We start from the raw sequence: 21146 nt of genomic DNA, 5'->3' as shown, positions 1-21146 counted from the left end.
ACCGGCCCCGGACTCGGCCGGGGCGGTACGAAGGAGCGGCGGCCATGGGCGAACCGGACGGCAGGACGGCACTGGTGACGGGCGGGTCGCGCGGGATCGGGCGGGCGGTCGCGCTGCGGCTCGCCGCCGACGGGGCGCTGGTCGCGGTGCACTACGGCGGCAACGAGGAGGCCGCTGCGGAGACCGTGGAGCTGATCGCCAAGTCCGGTGGCCGGGCGTTCGCGGTGCGGGCCCGGTTCGGTACCAGCGGCGCGCTGGACGAACTGTTCGAGGGCCTCACGACCGGGCTGGCGGAGCACGGCGAGGACGGCCTGGACGTCCTGGTGAACAACGCGGGCGTCCACCTGGCCGGTTCGATCGGGCAGATCACCGAGGAGGAGTTCGACCGGGTGATGGCGATCAACGTCCGCACGCCGGTCTTCGTGATCCAGCGGGCCCTGCCGCTGCTCCGGGACGGCGGGCGGATCGTGAACGTGGCCTCGGCCGCTGCCCGGATCGGCTCGCCCCTCCAGATCGGCTACAGCGTCAGCAAGACGGCACTGGTGGCCCTCGCCGCGCCCCTCGCCAACGAGCTCGGCCGGCGCGGGATCACCGTGAACACCGTCAACCCCGGCGTGATCCTCACCGACATGACCTCCGCGTGGACGAGCGCCCCGGAGGCGATGGCCGGACTGGAGTCCATCACCGCCCTGGGCCGGATCGGCCTGCCGGAGGACGTCGCGGACGTCGTGGGCTTCCTCGCCGGCCCGCAGGGCCGCTGGGTGACCGGCCAGGCCATCGACGCCTCCGGCGGCACCTACCTCGGCCCGATCCCACCGGCGTGACAGGGACCGGGCCCCCTTCGGGGACGTATGGGCGGTCCCGTCACCTGGGCGGGTGAGGGGCGGTCCGTTCGTAGACGGCCCCTCCGGGGATGAACCATCCTGCCTTCTTCCGGACGGCCGGGCTCGGGTCCTGCGCGGAGGACGTGCGCAAGGCGGCGACGGCTCGGGCATCGGTGTGGGCGAACTTGCCGACGAGCTCGGCGGCCATCGCCCTGGCCCGCGGGTCGGGGTCGGAGGCCAGGTGCCGCAGCGCTGGCTCGAGGACCCGGTCCGCGCCCGGTGCGCACGTGTCCCCCTTGCACCGGTCGCACGCCAGGGCGTGGAACGCGGCGATCCTGACCCGGGCGTCGGGATCGTCGGCCATGGTGATGAGCTCGCCCATGGACTCGGTATCGACCAGGTGGTCCAGAAGCCGGCAGCAGCCTTCCCGTACGGCTGCGCTCTCGTGGGACAGGCCGGCGCGGATGGCACCGAGCGCGTCCTCCGCGCGCCGCAGCAGCTCCCGGTAGGCCGCTACGGCACGTTGCGGGTCGCCCAGGCACGAGACGAGGGCTTCGTTGTCGGTCCTGACGAATCCGAGCATGGGCTCAGTGTCGAACCACGCGAGGCGGCCGGGCAAAGGGATTTCGCCTCGGCGGAGGGGCCGTCGGGCTCAGTGGAGGGGCTGCTGGAAGAGGACCTCCGGGTACGCCGTCGACGGGCGGTCGAGCAGCCGCTGGGGGATGCCCTTCAGTTGCAGGTCGAAGAAGGCGCCCACGTAGGACCGGGTGATCTTCTCGGCGCGCAGTGGGGCGAGCGTGGCCTCGGGGTCGGGCAGGCCCGCGCGGGCGCCGATGAGTGGTGCGTCGGTGAAGCTGCCGTGGTCGGAGCCGGTCACGGACAGCCAGCGCTTCCAGCCGTCCGTGCGGGCCCAGGCCTCGTTCCAGGTGGTGTCCCAGCCCGAGGGGTTGTGGACGGACTGGGTGCCGAGAAGCAGGAAGGGCCGTCCGTCCAGGCCGCCGGTGGGGAACGGGTCGAAGAACTTGCCGTCCATGTTGACGCCGGCGCGGATCCGCTGGTCGGCGGCCATCGTGCTGGCCGCGGAGTTGCCGCCGATGGAGTGCCCGGCCATGCCGATCCGGTCCCGGTCGATCATGCGGGCGTGCGGCCAGGCGGGGCGGGGGCCGGTCAGCTGGTCGAGGACGAAGGAGATGTCCTTGGCCCGGCTCGGGGGGACGGCCGCGATCTTGTCGTCGTTCAGGTCCTGGCAGACGGCGCAGGTCAGGGTGCGCCCGTCCGGGAAGGTGGTGCCGGAGGTCTCGTAGGTGTGGTCGACGGCGGCGACGACGTACCCGCGGCTGGCCAGGTCCTCGGCGAGGCCGGTGAGGGTGCCGCGGGGGAGCGTGAACCCGGGGGAGAGGACGACGAGCGGGTACCTGCCCGGCGCCGGGCGCGCGTCGGTGCGGGCCCACGGGTGGAGGCCGGTGGCCGCCTCGGGCGGTATGGTGCCGCCCGGCACCTGGAAGTCCAGCAGCAGCCGGGCCTCCTCGGCGGTCAGGTACGGGGTCGCCGGACCGCCCGTCCCGGGCCGGGCTGGGTAGTACATCGACACCATCAACTGCCGCGCCCCCGCGGCCGGCACCCACGGGTCCGGGCGGTCCCGGTCGACGAGGTGCAGCGTGCTGCGGCCGACGGCCTGCGACCCCGTCGGCCGGGGCAGGTCGAGCTCTGCGGCGGACACCTCCGCCGAGGAAGCGGCGGGAGCGGTGGCGGTGGCCGCGAGCGCCGAACTCGCCCCGGCGATCGGCACCGGCAGGACGAGGGCGAGCACGGCGGCCACGGCGGTGCGACGGAGTCTGGTCATGTGAGAAACGGTAGGTCGCGAACTCCGATCCGACCTCGCCGTGAAGACTGAGACACCGTCATCTCCGCGGCGTAGCAACGCATCACCTCCGCGGATGACAGGAGCCCGCGATTCCCGGCCGGACGGTGGGCAACCGGGCAGCGGGCGTACTGCGCATGCCGTACCACGGCAGCCGTTCAAGGTGTTGCGGGCGAAGGCGTTCGCCCGCGCCCGAGCGAGGGCGGTCGCACCGGCCGGACCGGTTGCCGGTGCTCAGCGGCGGTACGCGGCCGTCGCGATCTCGACGAAGGACCGGATCAACGGGTTGGTGTCGCCCTCGTTCCACGCCGCCACCACGCGGCTCGGCGCCATGTCGGTCAGCGGTACCACGGCCAGCTCCGCGGGCAGGTCGTGTCCGAGCGGGGCCAGGCCGACGCTGCCGTTCCACAGGACGGCCTGCTGGCACTCCTGGACGGTGCGCACCACGGCGCCCTCGCGCGGCCTGCCGCCGTTCCAGTACGACTGCCAGACGGGGTCGGTGCCCTGGGGGAACTGGAACCAGCGGCGGTCGTCCAGCTCGGCGAGCCGGAGTCGGCCGCGGCCGGCCAGCGGATCGTCGGCGCGCAGGACCACGCCGACCGGGTCGCTGCGCAGAGTGCGCACCGTCAGGGCGGTCTCGTCGAACGGTGCCCGGGTGAGGGCGACGTCGACGAGTGCGGCGCGCAGCCCGCAGGTGGGGTCGGTCAGATCGGTGTCGCGGACGCGGATGTCGATGCCGGGGTGGCGTCGTCGGTAGGCGGCAGCCAGCCTGGTCACGCCGGGGTCGGTGAGGTTGCCGAGGATGCCGACGGTGATGGTCGCGGCGCCGGCTGCCGAGCTCACGCGGGCACGGACGCGGTCGGCGTGGTCGAGCAGGGCCCGCGCCTCGTCGAGCAGCACCGTGCCCACCGGGGTGAGCGAGACGCCGGCGGGCGAGCGGTCGAACAGCCGGGCCCCCACCTCGGCCTCCAGCTGCTTGATCGCCCGGCTGAGCGGCGGCTGGGTCATGTGCAGTCGGGTGGCGGCCCGGCCGAAGTGGAGTTCCTCGGCGACCGCCACGAAATACCGCAAGGTACGAAGCTCCACGCTGGAACGATACCCGCCGGGTATCGATACCGCAGGACGGGTCTTGGACACCCGTGAGGCCCCGGCGGTGCACTGGTGGACATGAGCGAAGAGACCACGCCCGAAGAAACCACGCCCGAAGAAACCACGACCGAAGAAACCACGACCGAAGAAACCACGACCGAAGAAGCCATGGCCGAAGGAACCAGGACCGAGGAAACACGGAGCAACGGACCGCAGGTCGGCCCCGCCCTCTCGGTGGTGGGCCCCGGCGGCGGCGAGACGATCGTCCTGGGCACCACGCGCATGCGCGTCCTGGAGGACGGCAGCCACACCGGGCACCGCCTCGCGATCGCCGAGTCCGTCCTCGCCCCGCACACCCAGGGACCGCCGCAGCACCGCCACGCCCGGCACGACGAGGGCTTCTACATCCTCTCCGGCACCGTGCGGTTCACCGTCGGGGACGAGGACCACGACGCCACCGCGGGGACGCTCGTGATGGTCCCGCCCGGTACCCCGCACACCTTCGCCAACCCGACCGACCAACCCGCCACCATGCTCAGCACGTTCACCCCCGACCTGTACGTGCAGTACTTCCGGGACCTCCAGCAGGTGCTCGCCGACGGCCGGCCGCTGACGCCGCAGGCCAATGCCGAGGCGATGAGCCGCTACGCGACCGAGCCCGCCACCGACCTCGCCTGAAGCAGTCGACCGGTCCCCGTAAACCGGTGACACGTGAACAGGAACACCGAACGGAAACCATGAACACCGCCTACTGGATCCTCGCGGGCCCGCTCGCCCTCTTCTACGCCTACGCGGGCACGCTGAAGGCGACCCGCAGCCCCGATCAGCTCCGACCGATGATGGCCTGGGTGGACCGCGTACCGTTGCCCGCCCTCAGGGCGCTGGGGACGGTGGAAGTGCTCGGCGCGATCGGCCTGGTCCTGCCGCCGCTGACGGGCGTCGCGCCCCCGCTGGCACTGGCCGCGGCCGTCGGCCTCGTGCTGCTCCAGGCCGGCGCGGTCGCCGTCCACCTGACCGGCGGCGACCGCCGGATCGCGCTCAACCTCGGGCTCGTCAGCACCGCGGCCGTGACCGTCTGGCTGGCCGCCGGACTCTGGTAGGGCACTGCCCTCCACCAGTGCAACCGCTCAGATCGGCAGGTCCCAGCCCGGGCCGTCCTCCGTACCGATCCACACCCGTTGTCCGGCCGCCGAGACGGTGATCCCGAAGCCTTCCTGGTGCGGCTCGCCGGCCCGCTGCCACAGCCGTACGGCCTCTTCGACGCGGTCCCACAGCCGTAGCGGGCCCCGTTGGGTGACGGTCCATCCTCCGTCGGGGCGGGGTGCGGTGCGGGCCTGGGAGCCGGTGGCGACGTCGGAGAGGATCTGGGTCGCGCCGGTGCCCATGCGTTCGGCGGAGGGGGCGGCGAGCTGGGCGACCCAGCTGCCGGTCCAGGTGTCGACGACGGCCGGGTCGATCAGGCTGGGCCGTTCGTCGCCGGGCAGCATGGCGAGGGTCGAGCGGGGCGGGCGGTCGTGCGGGCGGGCGATCATGAAGCTGGTGTAGCCGGGCAGGAACCGGCCGGTGGCTTCGCCGGGGCCGGTCACGGTGAGCTCGGCCAGGCCGGAGGCGTAGCTCCAACCGGACAGGGTGACCAGGATGCGGCCGCTCGGCTTCACCTGGTGCAGCCAGGGCATCGGCAGGTAGCGGACCGAGCAGGTGGCGATCAGCCGGTCGTAGGCGCCGCCGCCGGGGTCTCCGCGCAGTCCGTCGCCGACGAGGAGGCGGGGCCGGTAGCCGGCGGTCCGGAGTGCGGCGGCGGCGCGTTCGGCGACCCGTGGGTCGTACTCGATGCTGGTGAGGTTCCCGTCCCCGAGCCGGTGGGCGCCGAGGGCGGTCGAGTAGCCGGTGCCGGTGCCGATTTCGAGGACGCGGTGTCCGGTGTCCGTGCCGAGTTGCTGCCACATCCCGAGGACGAGGGACGGCAGGGTGGAGGAGGACGACGGGGCGCCGACCACGGGTTGTCCGTCCGCCTCGTCCGCGCCGGTGTGGCCGTCGAGTTGGGTGATGAGCGTCCGGTCGGTGTAGATCCCCTCGAGCCAGCCGGGGTCGCCCTGCCGGACCGGCCGGTAGGCGGTCGGGTCGCTGCCCTCGACCGGGAGGAAGTACGCCCCGGCGAAGGCTTCGCGGGGGACCGCTTCGGCCGCCTTGATCCATGCCGGGTCGGACAGCGCGCCGTTCTCGGCGAGGTCGGCCGTCAGGGCGGCGCGCAGCTCTTCGGACGTGCTCATGCGTCGGGGCCTCTCTGCAGCTCGTCAGCGAGTGCGTGTGCGATGCGGTCGGTGGTCTCGGGCGGTTGCCAGGCCCACTGGCCGTTGGGGTTGCATTCGAGGAACGACCAGGTGCCGTCCGGCGTGACGGCGAAGTCGAACGCGCCGAACACCAGCCGGAAGTGGCCGAGGTAGTCGGCCACGGACCGCGCGACCGGTTCGGGTACGGCGATCGGCGTGCAGGTCATCAGGTCCTGCCGGTGGCGCCAGTCGAGGTCCGGGCTGTCGATCCGCACGCCGAACAGCCGGTCGCCGACGGCGGTCACCCGGGCGTCGTACGCCTTGGGGACCCGGGCCTGGAACAGGTGCGGGCAGGCCCGGACCGCGTCCGTGATCTCCTGCGCCCGGACGTCCCGCACCCACACGGCCCGCGGTTCGCCGTCGACGGAGTACGGGGTGTTCCACACGGGCTTGTAGACCGCTCCGGCCCGCTGGAGGGCCACGAAGTCCCGTGCCTCCTGCGGGTCGTTGGTGATGAGGGTGTCCGGGACGGCGAATCCGGAGCGCTGCGCGGCGGCGAGTTGTGCGGGTTTGTGTTCGGCGGCGCGGTTCGCCCACGGGTGGTTGACGTAGTGCGCCCCGGGGAGGGAGGCGAGGATGCCGCCCGCGCCCCACACGGACTGCGAGGCCGCGAAGCGGCGTTCCGGGCCGTCGAGGTCGGCCGGCCCCTCGTAGGGCGAGGCCCGGCGCACCCACACGGCCCCCACCTCGGTGAGGTCGAGCTCCCGGCTCGCGGTGCGCAGGGTGCCCCGCCGACCGTCCGTACGGAACGAGGCGGTCAGCGAGGCGCCCGTGTGCAGGTCGGTGCCGGGGTCGAGACGGACCACGGGGGAGCGGCGGTGCGCGAGGACGCGCAGGACCACGTCCGCGGTGACGTCGTAGGGGTTGGTCAGCACCAGCACCGGCCGACGGTGTCTCGGCGTCAACTGCCGCTCTGGTCCTGGTCGTAGGACTCGGTGCTGTCGGCGTCGGTCGCACCGCCCGGCGCGGCCCCGTCGCCGGGGCGGGTGCTGGTGGGGGTGAGTCCACTGGTGCTGGTGCCGTGGGAACCCAGTTCCACCGTGCGGCCGTCCTCGTCCACGACGACCGCGATCTGCGTCTCGGGGTCGATCACGGGCGTGAGCGCCGGGAGCGTGGCAGTGGTGGCCGCGTACGGCGTCATCCTGCCGATGCCCCACGGTACGGGCGTCTGCGTCATGCATCCTCCTCGTATCGATGGTGCCGGTTCACTGGCGACCACTTTGCTGGTGCACGAAGGTGCTTTCAAGCCCGTTCCGGCGGACGGAATATGCCAGGTTGCGGAGGCGATCTCCCGGGCCCCGCCCCGACGGCCACGGGGCGTGGGCCGTCGGCGTCGCCGGCCCGGGGCCCGTCTGCGAGCGCTGCACCGGGGACCGGTCACGGCCGCCGTCGGGCGGGTGGCCGTCGGGGCGGCGCCCCCGGCGGGCGGTGCCTGTGGTGTTCCGTCCGGGGCAACGGTTGGGGCGGCTTGGCGGGTTCACCGTTTCGAGTAGAGAATTCCGGAAAGAGAAGTTGCCTGGTCAAGGGCGTGCGGTGAAGCCGGAGTTGTGAAGTGCGCATGGCATTTCGACGACTTGCCGCCGGCCCGGATCCCGCCAATGCAAGGAATTCGCTCAGTGCTTAGTTGATTCGTGCGAATCCCTTCCGTTCCTCGATCGAATCTGACAGCATCGTCCGCTATCCGGCGACCGATTGCCGGTGATCAGTGCGCCGCACGCGACCGCGATCGCGGCCGCCCCTGCTGCTGTCGGCCTTCCTCATCGGACGCCGCCGTCGAGACGTGGCCGCCCGCCCGCGCCACGTGGAGGAGATGTGACCACCCAGGCCGGCACCCGCGTGCCCACCCCCGACACCGCCCGGCGCCCCGCGCGCTGGGTCCGCACCAGGCTGCGGGCGAACCCGCTGGCCGCGCTGCTCATGGCGGCCCTCGCGTTCGTCACCGTCTTCCTGGCGGCGGCCTTCCCCCTCGTCATGGACCGGGGCGCGGACACGGCGCTCCAGTCCTTCGTCAGCGAGAAGGGCGTCAACCCGACCAGCCTGCGGACCACCTCCAAGACGCGGGAGGACGACAGCATCGCCGAACTCGACCGGGTGCAGCGCCAGCTCGTCGAGCAGGTCGACGGGCGGCTGACGCTGTCCCCGTCGGGTCAGGCCTACGGCGCCCGCGCCCTGGCCGACCGCTACATGACCAACCCGGGGTACGCCCACCTCTCGGACAAGGAGCCGTACCCGGCCCTCAGCCTGCTCTACCTGCACGACCTGGCCGCCCGGGCCACCCTCACCGACGGCACCTGGCCGACCCCCGGCGCCGTCGGCGATCCGCTGCCGATCGTGGTCAGCAAGAAGGCCGCCGAGACCATCCGCATCAAGCTCGGTGACGTCATCGACAACGGCGACGAGGGCGCGGGCGTCCGGCGGACCACCGTGGTGGTCGGCCTCTACGAGGTCAACGACCCCCAGGACCCCTTCTGGGACGACCTCGGCTGCCCGGCCCGCGCCTGCCTGAACACCGACGCCGAGCACGAGCACTGGACGACCAGCGGGTTCGTCGACGGCGGCAGCCTGCCCGCGTTGGTCCACTGGGGTTCGAACGCCGAGAACTTCTGGCGGCTGCCCGTCGACCCCGCCTCGCTGCACGCCGACCAGCTCGACCGTACCCGCGGCGTCATCACCTCCTTCCTGACCGGGCACGACGCCACCGTTCTCCACGACGCGATCGGGCGCCCCGACCTGCACACCGTCTCCGGCCTGCGCGACGTCCTCACCAGGGCGGACGAGCGCTACCGGGCCTCGCTGCCGCTCAGCGTGATCGGACCGGTCGGCGTCGCGGGCGTCGCCACCGTGGTGCTGTTCCTGGCCGCCGCGCTCACCACCGACCGGCGCGCCGCCGAGATCCGGCTGCTCCGGGCCCGCGGCGGATCCGTCGCCGGGGTGCTGCGGCGGTTGATCGGCGAGGGGGCGGTCACCGTCCTGCCCGCCGCCGTGCTCGCCACGACGCTCGCCCTGGTGCTGCTGCCCACCCCCCGGTGGGACCGCGCGGTGCTGGCGGCCCTGGTCGCGACCCTGATCGCCCTGCTGGGCTTCCCGGTCCGCGCGGCCCTGCTCTGGGTGCGCCGGCGGCCGGTCAGCGGACGACGCCGACTGGTCGGCGAACTCGCCGTCCTGGCGGTCACCGCCGCGGCCGTCGCGGAGGTCCGGCGCCGGGGCGTCGGCCACCCCGGGGCCGGAGTGGACCCGCTGCTGGTCGCCGCGCCGCTGCTCCTCGCCGTCACCGGCGGACTGCTGCTGGCCAGGATCGAGCCGGTGGTGGTCGGCCGGCTGGCCGCCCTCGTCGGCCGGGGCCGCGGCCTGATCGGCTTCCTCGGCCTCTCCCGGGCCGCCCGCGACGCCTCGGGCCGCCGCAGGCCCTCCGTGCTGCCGCTGCTCGCCCTGCTGATCGCCGTCACCACGACCGGCTTCGGCGCCACCGTGCTCGACACCGTCGACGACGTGCGGACCCGCGCCGCGCGCATCACCACGGGCGGGGACATCGGCGTCTCCCTCCCGGACTACGCCACCCTGACCGAGCCGTTCACCAAGGCCGCGGCCGCCCTGCCGGGCGTCCGGACCTCGACCGGAGTCTGGATGGAGACCAAGGCCCGGGTCTTCGGCGGCGACCAGGACTACACCGAGGCCAACCTGGTGGTGGTGACCGATCCGATGGCGTACGCCGAGATCGCCCGGGCCCTCGGGGTCGGCGAGTTCGACCCGGCGAAGCTGGCCGGGACGCCAGGCGGCCGGGACACCCCGGTGCCCGCCCTGGTCAGCCGCGACCTGGCCCAGCACCTGGCCGCGGGGCCGTCCCGGGTGCGCACCCTCAACGGCAACGACCTGCGCCTCACCGTCGCCGACACCGTCGGTGCCACCCCCGCGCTGCCGGACCCGGGCAAGCCGTTCGTCGTCGTCCCCGCCGGCCCCACCTGGGAACGACTGCCGGACGCCAAGCGGGTGAACCAGTGGTTCGCCGTCGGCGACATCGACCCCGACCAGGTCAGGACGGCCCTGCGGGACAACGGCGGAGCCAGGCCCGTCGGCCTGGCCAAGCTCATCGCGGACGGCTCCACGGCCACCGGCAAGGACACCCACGGCCTGCCCGCCGGGTACACGGTGCACAGCAGCCGGGAGACCGCCGCCGCGCTCGGCGCCGACCCGCTGCAACACGCCGCCGAGCGGCTGTTCTGGTACGCGGCCGCCGCCGGAGCCGGATTCGCCCTGCTCGCCGTCCTGCTGACGCTCTTCCGGGCCGCACCCGACCGCACGGCCGTGCTCGCCCGGCTGCGCACCATGGGCCTGCGGCCCCGGGACGGGCTGGCGCTGATCATGACCGAGGCGCTGCCGCAGACCCTGGCGGCGGCCGTCGGCGGCGGCCTGGTCGCGCTGGCGGCGGTCGCCCTGCTGGGCGGCGCCTTCGACATCTCGACGCTGGTCGGCGCCAAGGTCGGGGACGTCATCACCCCCGTGCTGCTGCCGGTGCTGCTGCCCACCGCGGGCCTGGCCCTGCTGGTCGGCCTCGGGGTGGTGCTGGAGACGCTGGTCGCCGGCCGGCGCCAGATCGCCACCGAGCTGCGGGCGGGGGAGCAGGCCTGACGGCGGGGCCGGCGCCGGGAAGCCCCGTCGTCGGCCCATCGCCCGGATCGGTCGGCCCGTCAGCCGGGTCACTCGGCCCGTCACCCGGATCACTCGAAGAGGCGATTTCGGTGCGGTGACGCCATGGGGGCGCGGACCGGCGGCCGGGCCGGGCGGCGCCTTACCGGAGCGGCCCGAACGCCGGAGGAGTTCCGTGGACCGGTCGGTGACGATTCACCCGATGGGCTGACAGGGCACCGGCCCGGGGTGGCTCCGACCGGTATACGTGACGTCATCCATCGTTCGGAGAACCACCTGCGAGGGGCCCATGACCGATACGGCCGACACGTCGTCAAGGACGGCCGCCGAGAGGCTGCCGGCCGCCTACGCGCCCCGGGTGGCCCTGATCCGGGGCGCGATGGAGGCCGGGAACACGGCCCTCGCGACCCGCCTGGCCGAGGAGCTCCACCGGTACGTCGCCCTGGAGCGCGGCGCCCTGCACCCCGAGACGCTGCGGGCGCAGGAGGTGCGGGCGTACGTCGCGGCGGTCGGCGGCGACCCCCTGCGGGCGGCCGAGCTGTTCGCCGTGGCCGCCACCGCGTGGGCCGGGCTGGGCGCGTCGGAGCAGTGGGCGGCGTCGCGCAACGCGGAGGTCTGCCGGCGCCGGGCGGAGTCGGCGGCGGCCGCCCCCTCGGCGGTCCCTCTGGTGGTCCCCGTCGGCCGGCGGCCGCCCGGCTGCCCGTCCCCGGTCCGGGCGTTCGGGCGCGGCACGGTCGTCGCGGTCGTCCTCGCGACGGCACTGCTCTCGGGAGCGGCGGACGCCGGCCCGCGGGCCTACCTCGGGATGGGCCCGCGACCGGTCCCCGACGACCAGCCGGCCGCCCCCGCCGTCGTGGGGGTCCTGGAGCGCTCCGCGCCCTCGGCCTCACCGGTGCCGGTCCCCGTGCCGTCCCCGTCGGAACTCGCGACCGCGCAGCCCGTCCCCGCGCCGGACGCCGGGCCCGCCGGCGACCAGGAGGACCAGGCCGCCGACCAGGGCGACGGCGGGCCAGGGCGCACACCGGTGCCGAGCCCGGGGCGGCGACCGGGCTTCCCGGCCGCCGGCTCCCGGCCGCGGCCCGCTCCCGACGCCGGGCGGCCGTCCGGCGGCCCGGCCGCCGACGCGGACCCCTGCGCCGCCGCAGGCGCGTACGGCGGCCAGTTCCTCGGCTCCCTCGTCGAGCTGTGCCACCGCGCCGCCGGGGTGTCGGGCAAGCGGTCACCGGCCCCCTGACCCCGTCCTCCGGAAGGGAGACGAGCCGCGGAAGCCCGGCAGCGGGCAGCGCGGCTCGTCCACGGCAGCGCGGCCACGGCTCCGGCGAGGTCAGCGGTCGAGGGCCCACAGGTCGTCATCGCACAGGCCGGTCCGGCAGCACACGGGCAGCCAGTCGGCCGCGAGCTCCCGGACATGGTGCAGGCGAGCCCTGTCGGGCTCCACCACCGTGAGGATCTCGAAGGCGGTGCCCGCCCCGACGAGGGACCGATTCGCCATCACCTCCCCGTAGAGCAGCCAGAGACCTTGCGCGGCAACGTTTCTGCACAGCTCCGGAAGATCGAGTCCTCGTCGGGCGGACTCCGCGTCCGTGCCCTCGCCCGCCACCAGGCACTGAAGGAGCTCGAGGAACCGCGCGCGGGCCGCCGGTGCGACGTCATCGGCCAGTGCCGCCAGCGCAACGGACGCCACCGCGGGAGCCGGCTCCCACAGGACGACCGGGGACCAGACATGCCATTCGAGGTCGACCTGGCCCGGCTCCGCCCCGGATCCCCCGCCCGCGAGCCGCAGCAGATCCCGGGCCAGGTGCTCCGCCGAACCGCCGCAGCCGCACAGCATGCCCTTCCAGTCCTGCCGGGCTGTCTCCATCTCGACCAGTCGCATAGCTCCCACACCCTAGACGCGCTCGCGAGGCCCGACGACACGCGGGGCGCCTCGGCCCCGTGCCCTCCGGCAGCTGCCCCGTCCGTCCTCTCGGCGTCCCCTCGGCGTCCCATTCCGGCGTTCCAGGCCGGCCTCGTTCCCGCTGGTCAGAGCCCCCTTCGCCGTCCCACCCTCCCTGGTGCCGCGCCAGACGTGGCGGCTGGGACGGACCGTCGCGCAGGCTTCGGCCGTCCGACCGACGCAGCACCCGAGCCCATGCCGAAAGGGGCGCGACCACATGTCCGTCCGTACCTCCCGCACCCGTCTGGTCAGCGCCGCCGCGAGCCTCGTGGTCGCCGCCTTCTCGCTCACCGCGTGCAACGACAGCGGGGTCATCGATACGGCGACCGGCCCCTCGCTCAGGGCTGCGGCGCCCGCCGCTGCGTCCGCCTCGACCTCCATGGCCCCGTCCGTCGACGCCGGTGGCACCACCGGGTCCGCCAGTCAGGAGCCGGCCGCCGCACCCCGGCCCACCGCCCCGAAGCCCGCCACCGGCACCCCGACGCCGAAGACCCCCGCCGCCCCCGCGGCCGCCAAGCCGGCCACCTGCGAAGGCTCCAACACCGCGACCACGGCCGCCCCGCTGAACCGCCCCGTGAACCACCTGCTGCTCACGGTCACCAACACCGGCTCCGGCACCTGCTACCTCTACGGCTACCCGGCCGTCCGCTTCGGCGAGGCCCAGTCCGTACCCCCCGTCATCACCGACTCGAAGCCGCAGGCCGTCGTCACCCTCCAGCCCGGCGAGTCCGGCTACGCCTCCGTGAACCTGTCCTCCACCGACGGCACCGACGGCTCGAACGGCCACACCGTGAACTCCCTGACCGTCTACTTCCACGGCCCCTCCGGCAACGAGAGCGTCGGCACCGGGGCCCACCCGTCGCTGCCCGCGGAGGGCGCCTACGTGGACGACTCCCTCAAGGTCGGCTACTGGCAGCAGTCGCTGGACGACGCCGTCTCCTGGTGACCCGGGCAGCCTCCGACAAGCCGACAGCACCCTACGAGAGCAGGCACACCAGCATGCGCAGCACGCCCCGCAGGATCGCCCGGCTCCTGGTCGCCTACGGCGGCGCGGCCTTCCAGGTCCTCGTCCTGGGCCGTCAGGACGGTCCGGGCCCGGTCCCGTCGAGGAAGCCGCCGTCACCCGGTGCCGGTTCCTGACGCCCCGTCGCAACCCGCCGACCTCGGCAAGCGGGCCCGGATTCCGCGCGCCCGCAGAACGCTGTTTGGAGTCCCCATGGCCCTACGGATAGCCGTCACCGCCGAGCCGATACCGTCGCACGTGTCCGCGCTCGACTTCGTCATCGGCCCGCGCGGTCCGGCGCACCGTCGCGGCGTTCCGGACCACCGCCCCCGAGCGGCCGGACCGTCCCGACTCCTCCCGCCCGCTCGTCTACGTGAGCCTCGGCACCCTGACCACCGCGATGTCCGGTCTGCGCGGTGTCGTGAGGAGCGTGTACCGGGAGGTCATGGCCGCCCTCTCCGCGACCGGCCGCGACGCGATCGTGTCCGCTGGACACCTCGCGCGGGACCTGCCGAGCGCGGACCCCCGCATCACGGTCGTCGAGCACGTCCCGCAGCCCGCGCTCCTGCGTCAGGTGGACCTGTTCGTGACGCACGGCGGACGGGCCTCCCTGCTCGACGCGGTGCAGGCGACGACACCCGTCCTGGGCCTGGGCGTCCTCGCCGACCAGCCCGGCAACACCACCGCGTTCGCCGGGCACGGCCTCGGCCCTCCTCGCCGACTCCCGCTACGCCGTCGCCACGGCCGCCGCCGACGCCGAGCTGTCACGGCTGCCACCGCTGGACATCGCGGAACTGCGGGCGTGTGTGTGAACCGTGGGCCTCAGCACGCCGCGCGCTGCGGGGACGACGTCTGGACCTCGTATCCCCGGATCGCGAGGGGGGAGTACGCCGGATCCGTTCGTCCTTGACGGGCGGTCACCGTCGGCTTCCATCCGAGCGGCTCGCCGACCCGGCTGTGCCCGCTCTCCCGCGTCATCCCGTGGGGGCTTCCCGGCGTGCGGCGCAGACGGTGCCCCGGTTGTCGACGACGGCGCAGGCGCGGGCGTCGGCGGGGCGGGCGGCGCGGACCATCTTGCTGTGGGCGTCGTGGCCGGACTGCTGGCGGTACTCCTCCTGCTCGGGCGGGGTGCCGAAGACCTGGACGCGGTCGCCGGGGGAGCCGCCGCTCATCTTGGCCCAGGCGGCGTGGCAGGAGGGGCTGTAGCGCAGTTCGATCAGGACGCCGAAGTCGCGGTCGGCCGCGGCGGTGGCGGCGTCGCGGTCGCAGACGGTGCCGACCGGGTCGACGTGCAGGCAGGACGCCCCGTCGCAGGAGGCGGCCGCCGTCGGTGCGGGCATCGCCTGCGGGGCGGGCGCGACGGTGGCGCCGGTGTCCGGGCCCGCCAGGGCGTAGAGGAGCGCGCCGGCGGCGGCCGCCGCCACGGCCGCGCCCCCGGCGGCCCACGCCGCCCGGCGCCATCGCCCGCCACGGGGTTCCTGACCGGCCGTCGGTTCGGCACTGGGCGCCGGTGCCTCCGGTGCGGTGGCCGCCGCAGGCTCCGGGACCGGCTCCGGTGGCGGCGCGTCGCCCGTGCCGCCGTCGATCGCCGCCCTGAGCCCGAGCGCGCGGACGAGCGCGCCGTCGGCGACCGCGTAGTACGCGGCCAGGGAGTGGAGCGCCGCTTCCGGTGCCGGGTACCTGCCGTCGGGGTTCTCGTAGCGGGAGAGGGTCGTCTGGGCGATCGCGGTGCGCCGGGACACGGTCACCTGGGTGGGGTTCCCGGCCTCCTGACGCCACCTCCGCAGCGTCCGGGCCAGTTCGGCGCGGGCGGCTGCGGCCGTCGGCTGGTCCGGTTCATCGGCTGCCTGCGGCGGCCGGTTGTGCGTCATCGGCTCGGTCCCTCTTCCCTCGGCTGTGCGTAGGCCCAGGTCAGGGCCGTACGGAGGCGCTCCGCATATGCATGGGTAACCAGGCGTTCACACAGCGTAGGAGTCCGGCGGTCGGGCGTGCAATCGTGGTGGTCGGCCGGAGGACGCATCCCCGGCGGAAACCCCACCCCCTCCCGTGTCCCGGGCAGGCCGCGGCCTGCCCGGGGTGGTGGAGGGCGCATCCAAGGAGAGATCATGAACATGACACGCTCGCGTCTGCTCGCCGCCCTCGTGGGCCGCGCCGGAAGGACCGCCGCCGTCGCCCTAGTGGCCGCCGGGACGCTCGGCGGCCTCGGCACCGCCGCCGCGGCCACCATCGGCCCCCTCCCGGCCGGTGCGCACGCCGTCCGGACCACCACCGACACCGACTCCGCGACCGACTCCGCGACCGACACCGCCACCGTGTCCGACGGCGCCACCGCCCGTTCCGCGCTGCGCGAGCGGATCGTCTCCATCGCCCGCGGCCAGATCACCCCGGCCGGCCAGGACCCCGAGAAGACCGGCACGTGCGACAAGTACTTCGCCTACGCCGACGGGACGGAGAAGCAGAGCAAGTGCGCCAAGACCGCCTGGTGCGCCGCGTTCGCCGACTGGACCTGGCACCAGGCGGGTGTGAAGCCCGCGCCGACCACCCTGTCCGGACGCGGCGTCGGCAAGTGGGGCCAGGAGCACCACCTCTTCCACAACCGGCAGCCCGCGCGCGGCGAGCGCCCCTACACCCCCGTCCCCGGAGACCTCGTCGTCTACGGTCCGCCCGCCTACGCCAAGGGTGGCCACGTCGGGGTCGTCGTCGCCGTCAGCCACGACGGCACCATCGACACCGTCGAGGGCAACGTCGGGGACAAGGTGACGCACCGCCACGTCAAGCCCGCGGACGCCCGCGGCGGTGGGCAGAAGCTCCACATCTCCGGCTACGTCAGCGTGCCCGGCGCCTGACCGGCCCGCCTCCACCAGCGCCGGGGCCCGGGCGGATCATCCGTCCGGGGCCCGGCCGTCGCCGCCTGGCCGTCGCTGCCCGGCCTCGACCGGTAGGTTCACCGTGGCGCGTTCGAGCACGTTCGACGCACTTCACGAGGGGGAGACCACCGGTGGACGTACTGGCGATCATGGAAGCACTGGCCGAACAGGGCATCACCGTGCTGCTCAAGGCCGACGCCGAACGGATGGCGGAGCAGCGCAAGCCGTGGACGTTCGTGGCCAGCGGCGCCCCGCTGCGTGACGACATCCTCGTGCGCACCGATGCCGCCTCGGTGGAGCAGTGCCTCGAAGCCTGCCTGCCCCGCCTGCGGGAACTGGGCATTTCGCTGCCGGAGTGACGAGAGCGGCCCCGCTCCGGTCAGTCGCCGGCCGGTCGGTCGGCGGGTGCGGCCGGGTCGTCATCGACGAGGAGGATCGGCCCGCCGCGGAGAGCGCCGTGTGGGTCGCCTGGGCCGCGACCCTGCCCGCCGACGGGCCCACCGGCGGCGTCTTCTACGACGGCGAGCGCCTCGCCTGACAGCGGGGGCCGGCCTGCCGCCGTGTTCAACCCGGTGTCCCACCGCTGCCGTTCGGAACGGAGTCCACGATGAAGTCAGTACGGTTCAGCCGTTTCGGCGGCCCCGAGGTCCTGGAGGTCGTGGACCTTCCCGACCCGCACCCGGGCCCCGGCCGGATCCGCGTCGCGGTACGCGCCGCCGGCGTCAACGCCAGCGACTGGAAGAAGCGCGCGGGCCTGATGGACGAGGAACTGCCGCAGACGCTGGGACACGAGGCGGCCGGTGTCGTGGACGAGGTCGGCGAGGGCGTCACCGACGTGTCCGTCGGCGACCGCGTCGTCGGCCTGTCCGAACACGGGGGCGCCCAGGCCGAGTCGGCCGTGCTGTCGTACTGGGCGCCGCTGCCCGCGTCCGTCCGCTTCGCCGACGCCGCCGCCCTGCCCGCCGCCCTCGAGACCGCGGCGCGCGGACTCGACCGGCTGGGCGTGGTCGGCGGCACCGTGCTCCTCGTCAACGGCGCCTCGGGCAACGTCGGCAGCGCCGCGGTCCAACTCGCCGTGGCCCGCGGCGCGCGGGTGATCGGCACCGCCGGCCCGGCCAGGCACGCGTACGTCCGGGCGCTGGGAGCCGAACCCGTCGCCTACGGCCCGACCCTCGTGCCGGCGGTCCGCGCGCTGGCGCCCGGCGGGGTCGACCGCGCACTCGACGTCGCCGGCAGCGGAGCACTGCCCGGCCTCATCGACCTCACCGGCGGCCCCGAGAGCGTCGTCACCCTCTCCGACGTCGTCGGCGCCCGTGAGCATCGGGTGGCGTTCAGCCGCGGCGACGACGGCCGGGCCCTCTACGTCCTCGCCGACCTCGGCGAGCTCATCGCCACCGGACGCCTCGCGCTCCCTCAGGTGCACACCTTCCCGCTCGACCAGGTCGCACGGGCGCACCACTTCGGCGAGAGCGGCCACGCGACCGGCAAGATCGTCCTGGTCAACGCCTGACAGGGGTCGTACGCCGGGTCTCCGCAGAGGACGACCTGATCCTGCGGGGCCCCGGCCCGCGCCCTCGGTGGTCCGAATCATCCGAACTGTCCGGGGCGTCCGGTCCCGCCTCATGGGATACGACACCGCAGGTGGGGGCGGTGATCAAGTCCGTCGGAGCCCTCGTCATAATTACTCTGCCTGCGATCCACGCGGCCTGACCCACCCGACCGGGCCCGTGCCCACCAGGTCAGACTCCTGTCCCTTCTCGGAGGACCGCACCGTGCGCCCCAACCGAACCAAGGGCCTGCTCGCCGCAGGCCTCGTCACCGTGCTCGGTGGCATTCCCACCGCCGCCACCACGGCTTCCGCCGCCACCACCGGCTCCGCCGACGACGCGCCCGGGGTGCTGCGGGTCGACGCCTGGGACCCGGCGTGCTCGGACTCCGGGACGGGGACGGCGGCGAAGCCGTTCTGCTCCGTCAACGCGGCCGCCGCGGCGGCGCTGCCGGGGCAGACCGTCGAGGTGGCCCGGGGCACGTTCGGCTCCGGCACCGCGGTCACGAAGTCGGGTGAGCCCGGCCGGCCCATCACCATCCGGGGCGCGGCCGGCGGCACCGCGGTGGGCGGCGACGTGCGGCTGTCCGGTGTGCACGACGTCGTGGTGGAGTCGATGCACGCCCGGGAGGTCCTGGTCACCGGTTCCAGCCGGGTCACGGTGGTCCGCACCGAGGCCTCCGGGATCAAGGCCGTCGACAGCCCCGGGACGACCCTCACCAACAACACGGTGGCCGACGGCTGCACGGCCGGCATCGAGCTGGCCGGCGACTCCTCCGGGTCGAACCTCTTCAACAACGTGGTGCGCAACCACTTCTCGCCCTCCGCGCCGTACTCCTGCCCGAACCCCGAGGGTGCGGAGATCGTGGTCTCCGCCGCCTCGGCGAAGGACACCCGGGCCGGCTCGAACACCGTCGCGCCGTACTGGACGAACTCCGGCAACGGCACGCCGTACGTCTGGGCCGGCACCCGGCACCAGACGCCCGAGTCGCTCGCCGCCGCGACCGACGGCCGGGCCGGCAAGCACGACTACGTGGTGCCGCGCTGGCAGTCCGGCAGCGCGCTGAACAGCGAGGTCGTCGACTCCGCCGACGAGACCGCGCCGGGCTTCGTGCCGGCCGCGCACCCGGCCGACGACCCGTCGCGGCCGAACCTCGGCACCGGCCTGGGCTACCACGACCGCGGCGCGACCGAGCGCCAGGAGCCCATAACCTCGGCCCAGTTGACGGCCGACCAGCAGCGGGCCCCGTACGGCACCGAGATCACGCTGACGGCGACCACGGGCCCGGAGAAGGCCCACTGGCCGACCTCCGTGATGACCTACCGCTACGACTTCGGCGACGGCACCCCTGCGGTCACCTCGAACTCCCCGGTGGTCAAGCACACTTACACCAAGCCGGGCACCTTCTCCGCGAACGTCACCGTGGACACCGGCGGCGGCCAGCCGTTCACCGGCGGGTACGGCGTACAGGTGCAGGTCACGACCCCCGGGCCGCTGACCGCCGGCGCCACCGTCCAGCAGGTCGTCCCGGACCGGTTCGATACGGCCGACGCCCCGCCGCTGGGCGTGCGGGTCGACCCGTCGGGGACGTCCTCGCCGTGGCAGGTCTCCAAGGTCGTGGTGGACTACGGCGACGGGACCCCCGCCGTCACCCGGAACACCCTGGACGCGGTCGTCCACGGGTACGCCTCGCCGGGCGACTACACGGTCACGGTGACGGTCACCGACACCGCCGGCCGCACCAGCACCGCCGCGTACCCCTTCCGGGCCGCGTACGCCCCGACCGGGTTCCTGCGCACGGAGGCGTACCGGCTCGTCGACACCCGCCAGGACCCGAACCTGGACCTCCGGGGCGGCGCCGAGGTGCCCTTCACGGTCCCGACCGGCAGCGCGCCCGGGGCGAACGGCGTGCCCGGGAACGTCACCACGGTCGTCCTGAACGTGACCGTCACCGACGCCACCGAGGACACCCACCTCACCGTCTGGCCGACCGGCCAGGCCCGCCCGATCACCTCGAACGTCAACGTGGCGGCCGGCCGCACCTCGTCCAACCTGGTCACCGTGCCGATCGGCGACGCCAAGCGGATCAGCACCCTGCTCAACTCCGGCCGCGCCGAGGTGATCGTCGACGTCGTCGGCTTCTACCGCCCCAACGGCGGCGACCTGTTCACCCCGCTGGCGCCGAGCCGGCTGGTGGACACCCGGGAGAGCAGCAAGCTCGGGTCCGGCGAGACGCGTGCGGTGAAGGTCGCGGGCGTCGGCGGCGTCCCGGCGGACGCCACGTCCGTGGTGCTCAACCTGACCAGCACCGACACCGCCACCGACACCCACCTCAAGGTGTACGCGGGCGGCGGGACCAAGCCGGTCAGCTCCAACCTGAACCCGGAGCCCGGCAAGGACAAGGCCAACCAGGTCATCGTCCCGGTCGGCCCGGACGGCACCGTCAACGTGTACAACCACAACGGTTCCACCCACGTGATCCTCGACGTCTTCGGGTACTACTCCCCGAACGGCAAGGCCACGTACACGCCGACCGTGCCCGTCCGCCTGACCGACACCCGTACCGGCCCGTTCGCCAAGCCGGGCCCGGACAGCACCACCGTCGTCGGCGGCATCCCGGCCGGCGCCCGGGCGGCCGTCCTCAACGTGACGTCCACCAACACCACCGAGGACAGCTACCTCACCGTGCACGCCCACGGCGCCCCGCGCCCCGGCACCAGCAACCTCAACCTGCTCGCCGGCCAGACCGTGCCCAACCACGTCACCACGCCGGTCGGCGCGGACGGCAAGGTCGACATCTACAACCACGTCGGCAGCACCGACATCATCGCCGACCTGTTCGGCTACTTCACGGACGCCTGGCCGCAGTCCTGACGCCGTAGCCCTCTGACCGCTGGTGGGTCCGCACCCGAGCCCGGGTGCGGACCCACCGGCGGTCCGCCGTCGGACGGGTGACGGTCAGGGCGAGCAGCGGCGACGAGCGTGGTGCCCTGCCCTGTGGACTGCCGGAAAAGGTGTTGCTCGCGCCCCCGGGCCCCGTGGCAC

At 74.2% G+C, this 21146-nt stretch carries 21 protein-coding genes; 13 read left to right on the top strand and 8 right to left on the bottom strand.

What is annotated here, in order from left to right; genetic code table 11:
* Positions 1 to 44 precede the first annotated feature (44 nt).
* A complete protein-coding gene (locus AMK13_RS19025; protein ID WP_074003262.1) occupies positions 45 to 824 on the top strand; it encodes an SDR family NAD(P)-dependent oxidoreductase in 780 nt (259 codons plus the stop codon).
* Positions 825 to 864: 40 nt separating this feature from the next.
* On the opposite strand, the gene AMK13_RS19020 is transcribed toward AMK13_RS19025, so the two are convergent.
* The 3 genes from AMK13_RS19020 to AMK13_RS19010 all read right to left on the bottom strand — a co-directional run bounded on the left by AMK13_RS19020 (position 865) and on the right by AMK13_RS19010 (position 3771).
* Entirely contained in the window at positions 865 to 1407 is a 543-nt protein-coding gene (locus tag AMK13_RS19020) for a HEAT repeat domain-containing protein (protein WP_074003329.1), read from the bottom strand.
* Positions 1408 to 1476: 69 nt separating this feature from the next.
* Positions 1477 to 2667, bottom strand: coding sequence for an alpha/beta hydrolase family protein (locus AMK13_RS19015; protein WP_074003261.1), 1191 nt, complete (start codon positions 2665 to 2667; stop codon positions 1477 to 1479).
* Between the two features lie 252 nt (positions 2668 to 2919).
* Positions 2920 to 3771 (bottom strand): LysR family transcriptional regulator, encoded by an 852-nt coding sequence (locus AMK13_RS19010; RefSeq protein WP_241852944.1) that lies wholly within the window; start codon positions 3769 to 3771, stop codon positions 2920 to 2922.
* Positions 3772 to 3942: 171 nt separating this feature from the next.
* Between AMK13_RS19010 and AMK13_RS19005 the strand changes: the two genes are divergently transcribed.
* Both AMK13_RS19005 and AMK13_RS19000 read left to right on the top strand, forming a co-directional pair.
* Complete coding sequence (locus AMK13_RS19005) at positions 3943 to 4452, top strand: cupin domain-containing protein (RefSeq protein WP_074003259.1); 510 nt, start codon at positions 3943 to 3945, stop codon at positions 4450 to 4452.
* Between the two features lie 59 nt (positions 4453 to 4511).
* The gene (locus AMK13_RS19000) at positions 4512 to 4874 is read left to right on the top strand and encodes a DoxX family protein (protein WP_074003258.1); all 363 of its coding nucleotides are present in this window, start codon (positions 4512 to 4514) and stop codon (positions 4872 to 4874) included.
* A 27-nt stretch (positions 4875 to 4901) separates the two neighbouring features.
* On the opposite strand, the gene tgmC is transcribed toward AMK13_RS19000, so the two are convergent.
* Genes tgmC through tgmA form a run of 3 tightly spaced genes read right to left on the bottom strand, consistent with a single transcriptional unit; the run spans position 4902 to position 7281 of the window.
* Positions 4902 to 6044: an ATP-grasp peptide maturase system methyltransferase gene (gene tgmC, locus AMK13_RS18995; protein WP_074003256.1), complete on the bottom strand. Its 1143-nt coding sequence runs from the start codon at positions 6042 to 6044 to the stop codon at positions 4902 to 4904.
* Positions 6041 to 6985, bottom strand: coding sequence for an ATP-grasp ribosomal peptide maturase (gene tgmB, locus AMK13_RS18990; RefSeq protein WP_241852943.1), 945 nt, complete (start codon positions 6983 to 6985; stop codon positions 6041 to 6043). Before tgmB ends, tgmC begins: the two co-directional genes overlap by 4 nt.
* A gap of 20 nt (positions 6986 to 7005) precedes the next feature.
* Positions 7006 to 7281 carry a putative ATP-grasp-modified RiPP gene (gene tgmA, locus AMK13_RS18985; protein WP_049649147.1) on the bottom strand — a complete coding sequence of 92 codons (276 nt, stop codon included), beginning with the start codon at positions 7279 to 7281 and terminating at the stop codon, positions 7006 to 7008.
* A gap of 635 nt (positions 7282 to 7916) precedes the next feature.
* Between tgmA and AMK13_RS18980 the strand changes: the two genes are divergently transcribed.
* The gene (locus tag AMK13_RS18980) at positions 7917 to 10730 is read left to right on the top strand and encodes a hypothetical protein (protein ID WP_074003252.1); all 2814 of its coding nucleotides are present in this window, start codon (positions 7917 to 7919) and stop codon (positions 10728 to 10730) included.
* Positions 10731 to 11037: 307 nt separating this feature from the next.
* Positions 11038 to 11982, top strand: a complete 945-nt coding sequence (locus AMK13_RS18975; RefSeq protein ID WP_074003250.1) for a hypothetical protein — start codon at positions 11038 to 11040, stop codon at positions 11980 to 11982.
* A gap of 90 nt (positions 11983 to 12072) precedes the next feature.
* Here AMK13_RS18975 and AMK13_RS18970 read toward each other — a convergent pair whose 3' ends face one another.
* Positions 12073 to 12624 carry a hypothetical protein gene (locus AMK13_RS18970; RefSeq protein WP_074003249.1) on the bottom strand — a complete coding sequence of 184 codons (552 nt, stop codon included), beginning with the start codon at positions 12622 to 12624 and terminating at the stop codon, positions 12073 to 12075.
* 277 nt (positions 12625 to 12901) lie between these two features.
* On the opposite strand from AMK13_RS18970, the gene AMK13_RS18965 reads away from it, so the two are divergent.
* From AMK13_RS18965 to AMK13_RS18960, 3 genes are all read left to right on the top strand, one after another.
* Entirely contained in the window at positions 12902 to 13630 is a 729-nt protein-coding gene (locus AMK13_RS18965; protein WP_074003247.1) for a DUF4232 domain-containing protein, read from the top strand.
* Positions 13631 to 13683: 53 nt separating this feature from the next.
* On the top strand, positions 13684 to 13824 hold the full coding sequence (locus AMK13_RS43550; RefSeq protein ID WP_158077722.1) for a hypothetical protein: 141 nt from the start codon (positions 13684 to 13686) through the stop codon (positions 13822 to 13824).
* 263 nt (positions 13825 to 14087) lie between these two features.
* Entirely contained in the window at positions 14088 to 14597 is a 510-nt protein-coding gene (locus tag AMK13_RS18960) for a glycosyltransferase (protein ID WP_241852949.1), read from the top strand.
* Positions 14598 to 14661: 64 nt separating this feature from the next.
* Here the strand turns inward: AMK13_RS18960 and AMK13_RS18955 are convergent, their stop codons facing one another.
* A complete protein-coding gene (locus tag AMK13_RS18955; RefSeq protein ID WP_074003244.1) occupies positions 14662 to 15558 on the bottom strand; it encodes a helix-turn-helix domain-containing protein in 897 nt (298 codons plus the stop codon).
* Positions 15559 to 15798: 240 nt separating this feature from the next.
* On the opposite strand from AMK13_RS18955, the gene AMK13_RS18950 reads away from it, so the two are divergent.
* The 5 genes from AMK13_RS18950 to AMK13_RS18930 all read left to right on the top strand — a co-directional run bounded on the left by AMK13_RS18950 (position 15799) and on the right by AMK13_RS18930 (position 20975).
* Positions 15799 to 16533, top strand: a complete 735-nt coding sequence (locus tag AMK13_RS18950) for a CHAP domain-containing protein (RefSeq protein WP_143204571.1) — start codon at positions 15799 to 15801, stop codon at positions 16531 to 16533.
* 152 nt (positions 16534 to 16685) lie between these two features.
* Positions 16686 to 16913 carry a hypothetical protein gene (locus AMK13_RS18945; RefSeq protein WP_049659115.1) on the top strand — a complete coding sequence of 76 codons (228 nt, stop codon included), beginning with the start codon at positions 16686 to 16688 and terminating at the stop codon, positions 16911 to 16913.
* Positions 16910 to 17092: a hypothetical protein gene (locus AMK13_RS44110; RefSeq protein ID WP_074003242.1), complete on the top strand. Its 183-nt coding sequence runs from the start codon at positions 16910 to 16912 to the stop codon at positions 17090 to 17092. Before AMK13_RS18945 ends, AMK13_RS44110 begins: the two co-directional genes overlap by 4 nt.
* 69 nt (positions 17093 to 17161) lie before the next feature.
* The gene (locus tag AMK13_RS18935; protein ID WP_074003241.1) at positions 17162 to 18064 is read left to right on the top strand and encodes an NADP-dependent oxidoreductase; all 903 of its coding nucleotides are present in this window, start codon (positions 17162 to 17164) and stop codon (positions 18062 to 18064) included.
* 262 nt (positions 18065 to 18326) lie between these two features.
* Entirely contained in the window at positions 18327 to 20975 is a 2649-nt protein-coding gene (locus AMK13_RS18930) for a PKD domain-containing protein (RefSeq protein WP_074003239.1), read from the top strand.
* Positions 20976 to 21146 lie beyond the last annotated feature (171 nt).

This window comes from Streptomyces sp. CB02056 (genome assembly GCF_001905545.1).
GTDB lineage: Bacteria > Actinomycetota > Actinomycetes > Streptomycetales > Streptomycetaceae > Kitasatospora.
This window is presented reverse-complemented; position numbering and strand designations above follow the sequence as displayed.

Excerpts from the sequence above, each read along its gene's own strand:
- AMK13_RS18965 (WP_074003247.1), top strand. The coding sequence starts at position 12,902 with ATGTCCGTCCGTACCTCCCGCACCCGTCTGGTCAGCGCCGCCGCGAGC.
- AMK13_RS18935 (WP_074003241.1), top strand. The coding sequence starts at position 17,162 with ATGAAGTCAGTACGGTTCAGCCGTTTCGGCGGCCCCGAGGTCCTGGAG.
- AMK13_RS18950 (WP_143204571.1), top strand. The coding sequence starts at position 15,799 with ATGACACGCTCGCGTCTGCTCGCCGCCCTCGTGGGCCGCGCCGGAAGG.
- tgmC (WP_074003256.1), bottom strand. The coding sequence starts at position 6,044 with ATGAGCACGTCCGAAGAGCTGCGCGCCGCCCTGACGGCCGACCTCGCC.
- AMK13_RS19025 (WP_074003262.1), top strand. The coding sequence starts at position 45 with ATGGGCGAACCGGACGGCAGGACGGCACTGGTGACGGGCGGGTCGCGC.
- AMK13_RS19000 (WP_074003258.1), top strand. The coding sequence starts at position 4,512 with ATGAACACCGCCTACTGGATCCTCGCGGGCCCGCTCGCCCTCTTCTAC.
- AMK13_RS19005 (WP_074003259.1), top strand. The coding sequence starts at position 3,943 with ATGGCCGAAGGAACCAGGACCGAGGAAACACGGAGCAACGGACCGCAG.
- AMK13_RS43550 (WP_158077722.1), top strand. The coding sequence starts at position 13,684 with ATGCGCAGCACGCCCCGCAGGATCGCCCGGCTCCTGGTCGCCTACGGC.
- AMK13_RS18975 (WP_074003250.1), top strand. The coding sequence starts at position 11,038 with ATGACCGATACGGCCGACACGTCGTCAAGGACGGCCGCCGAGAGGCTG.
- AMK13_RS18970 (WP_074003249.1), bottom strand. The coding sequence starts at position 12,624 with ATGCGACTGGTCGAGATGGAGACAGCCCGGCAGGACTGGAAGGGCATG.
- AMK13_RS19015 (WP_074003261.1), bottom strand. The coding sequence starts at position 2,667 with ATGACCAGACTCCGTCGCACCGCCGTGGCCGCCGTGCTCGCCCTCGTC.
- AMK13_RS18960 (WP_241852949.1), top strand. The coding sequence starts at position 14,088 with ATGTCCGGTCTGCGCGGTGTCGTGAGGAGCGTGTACCGGGAGGTCATG.
- tgmA (WP_049649147.1), bottom strand. The coding sequence starts at position 7,281 with ATGACGCAGACGCCCGTACCGTGGGGCATCGGCAGGATGACGCCGTAC.
- AMK13_RS18955 (WP_074003244.1), bottom strand. The coding sequence starts at position 15,558 with ATGACGCACAACCGGCCGCCGCAGGCAGCCGATGAACCGGACCAGCCG.
- AMK13_RS19020 (WP_074003329.1), bottom strand. The coding sequence starts at position 1,407 with ATGCTCGGATTCGTCAGGACCGACAACGAAGCCCTCGTCTCGTGCCTG.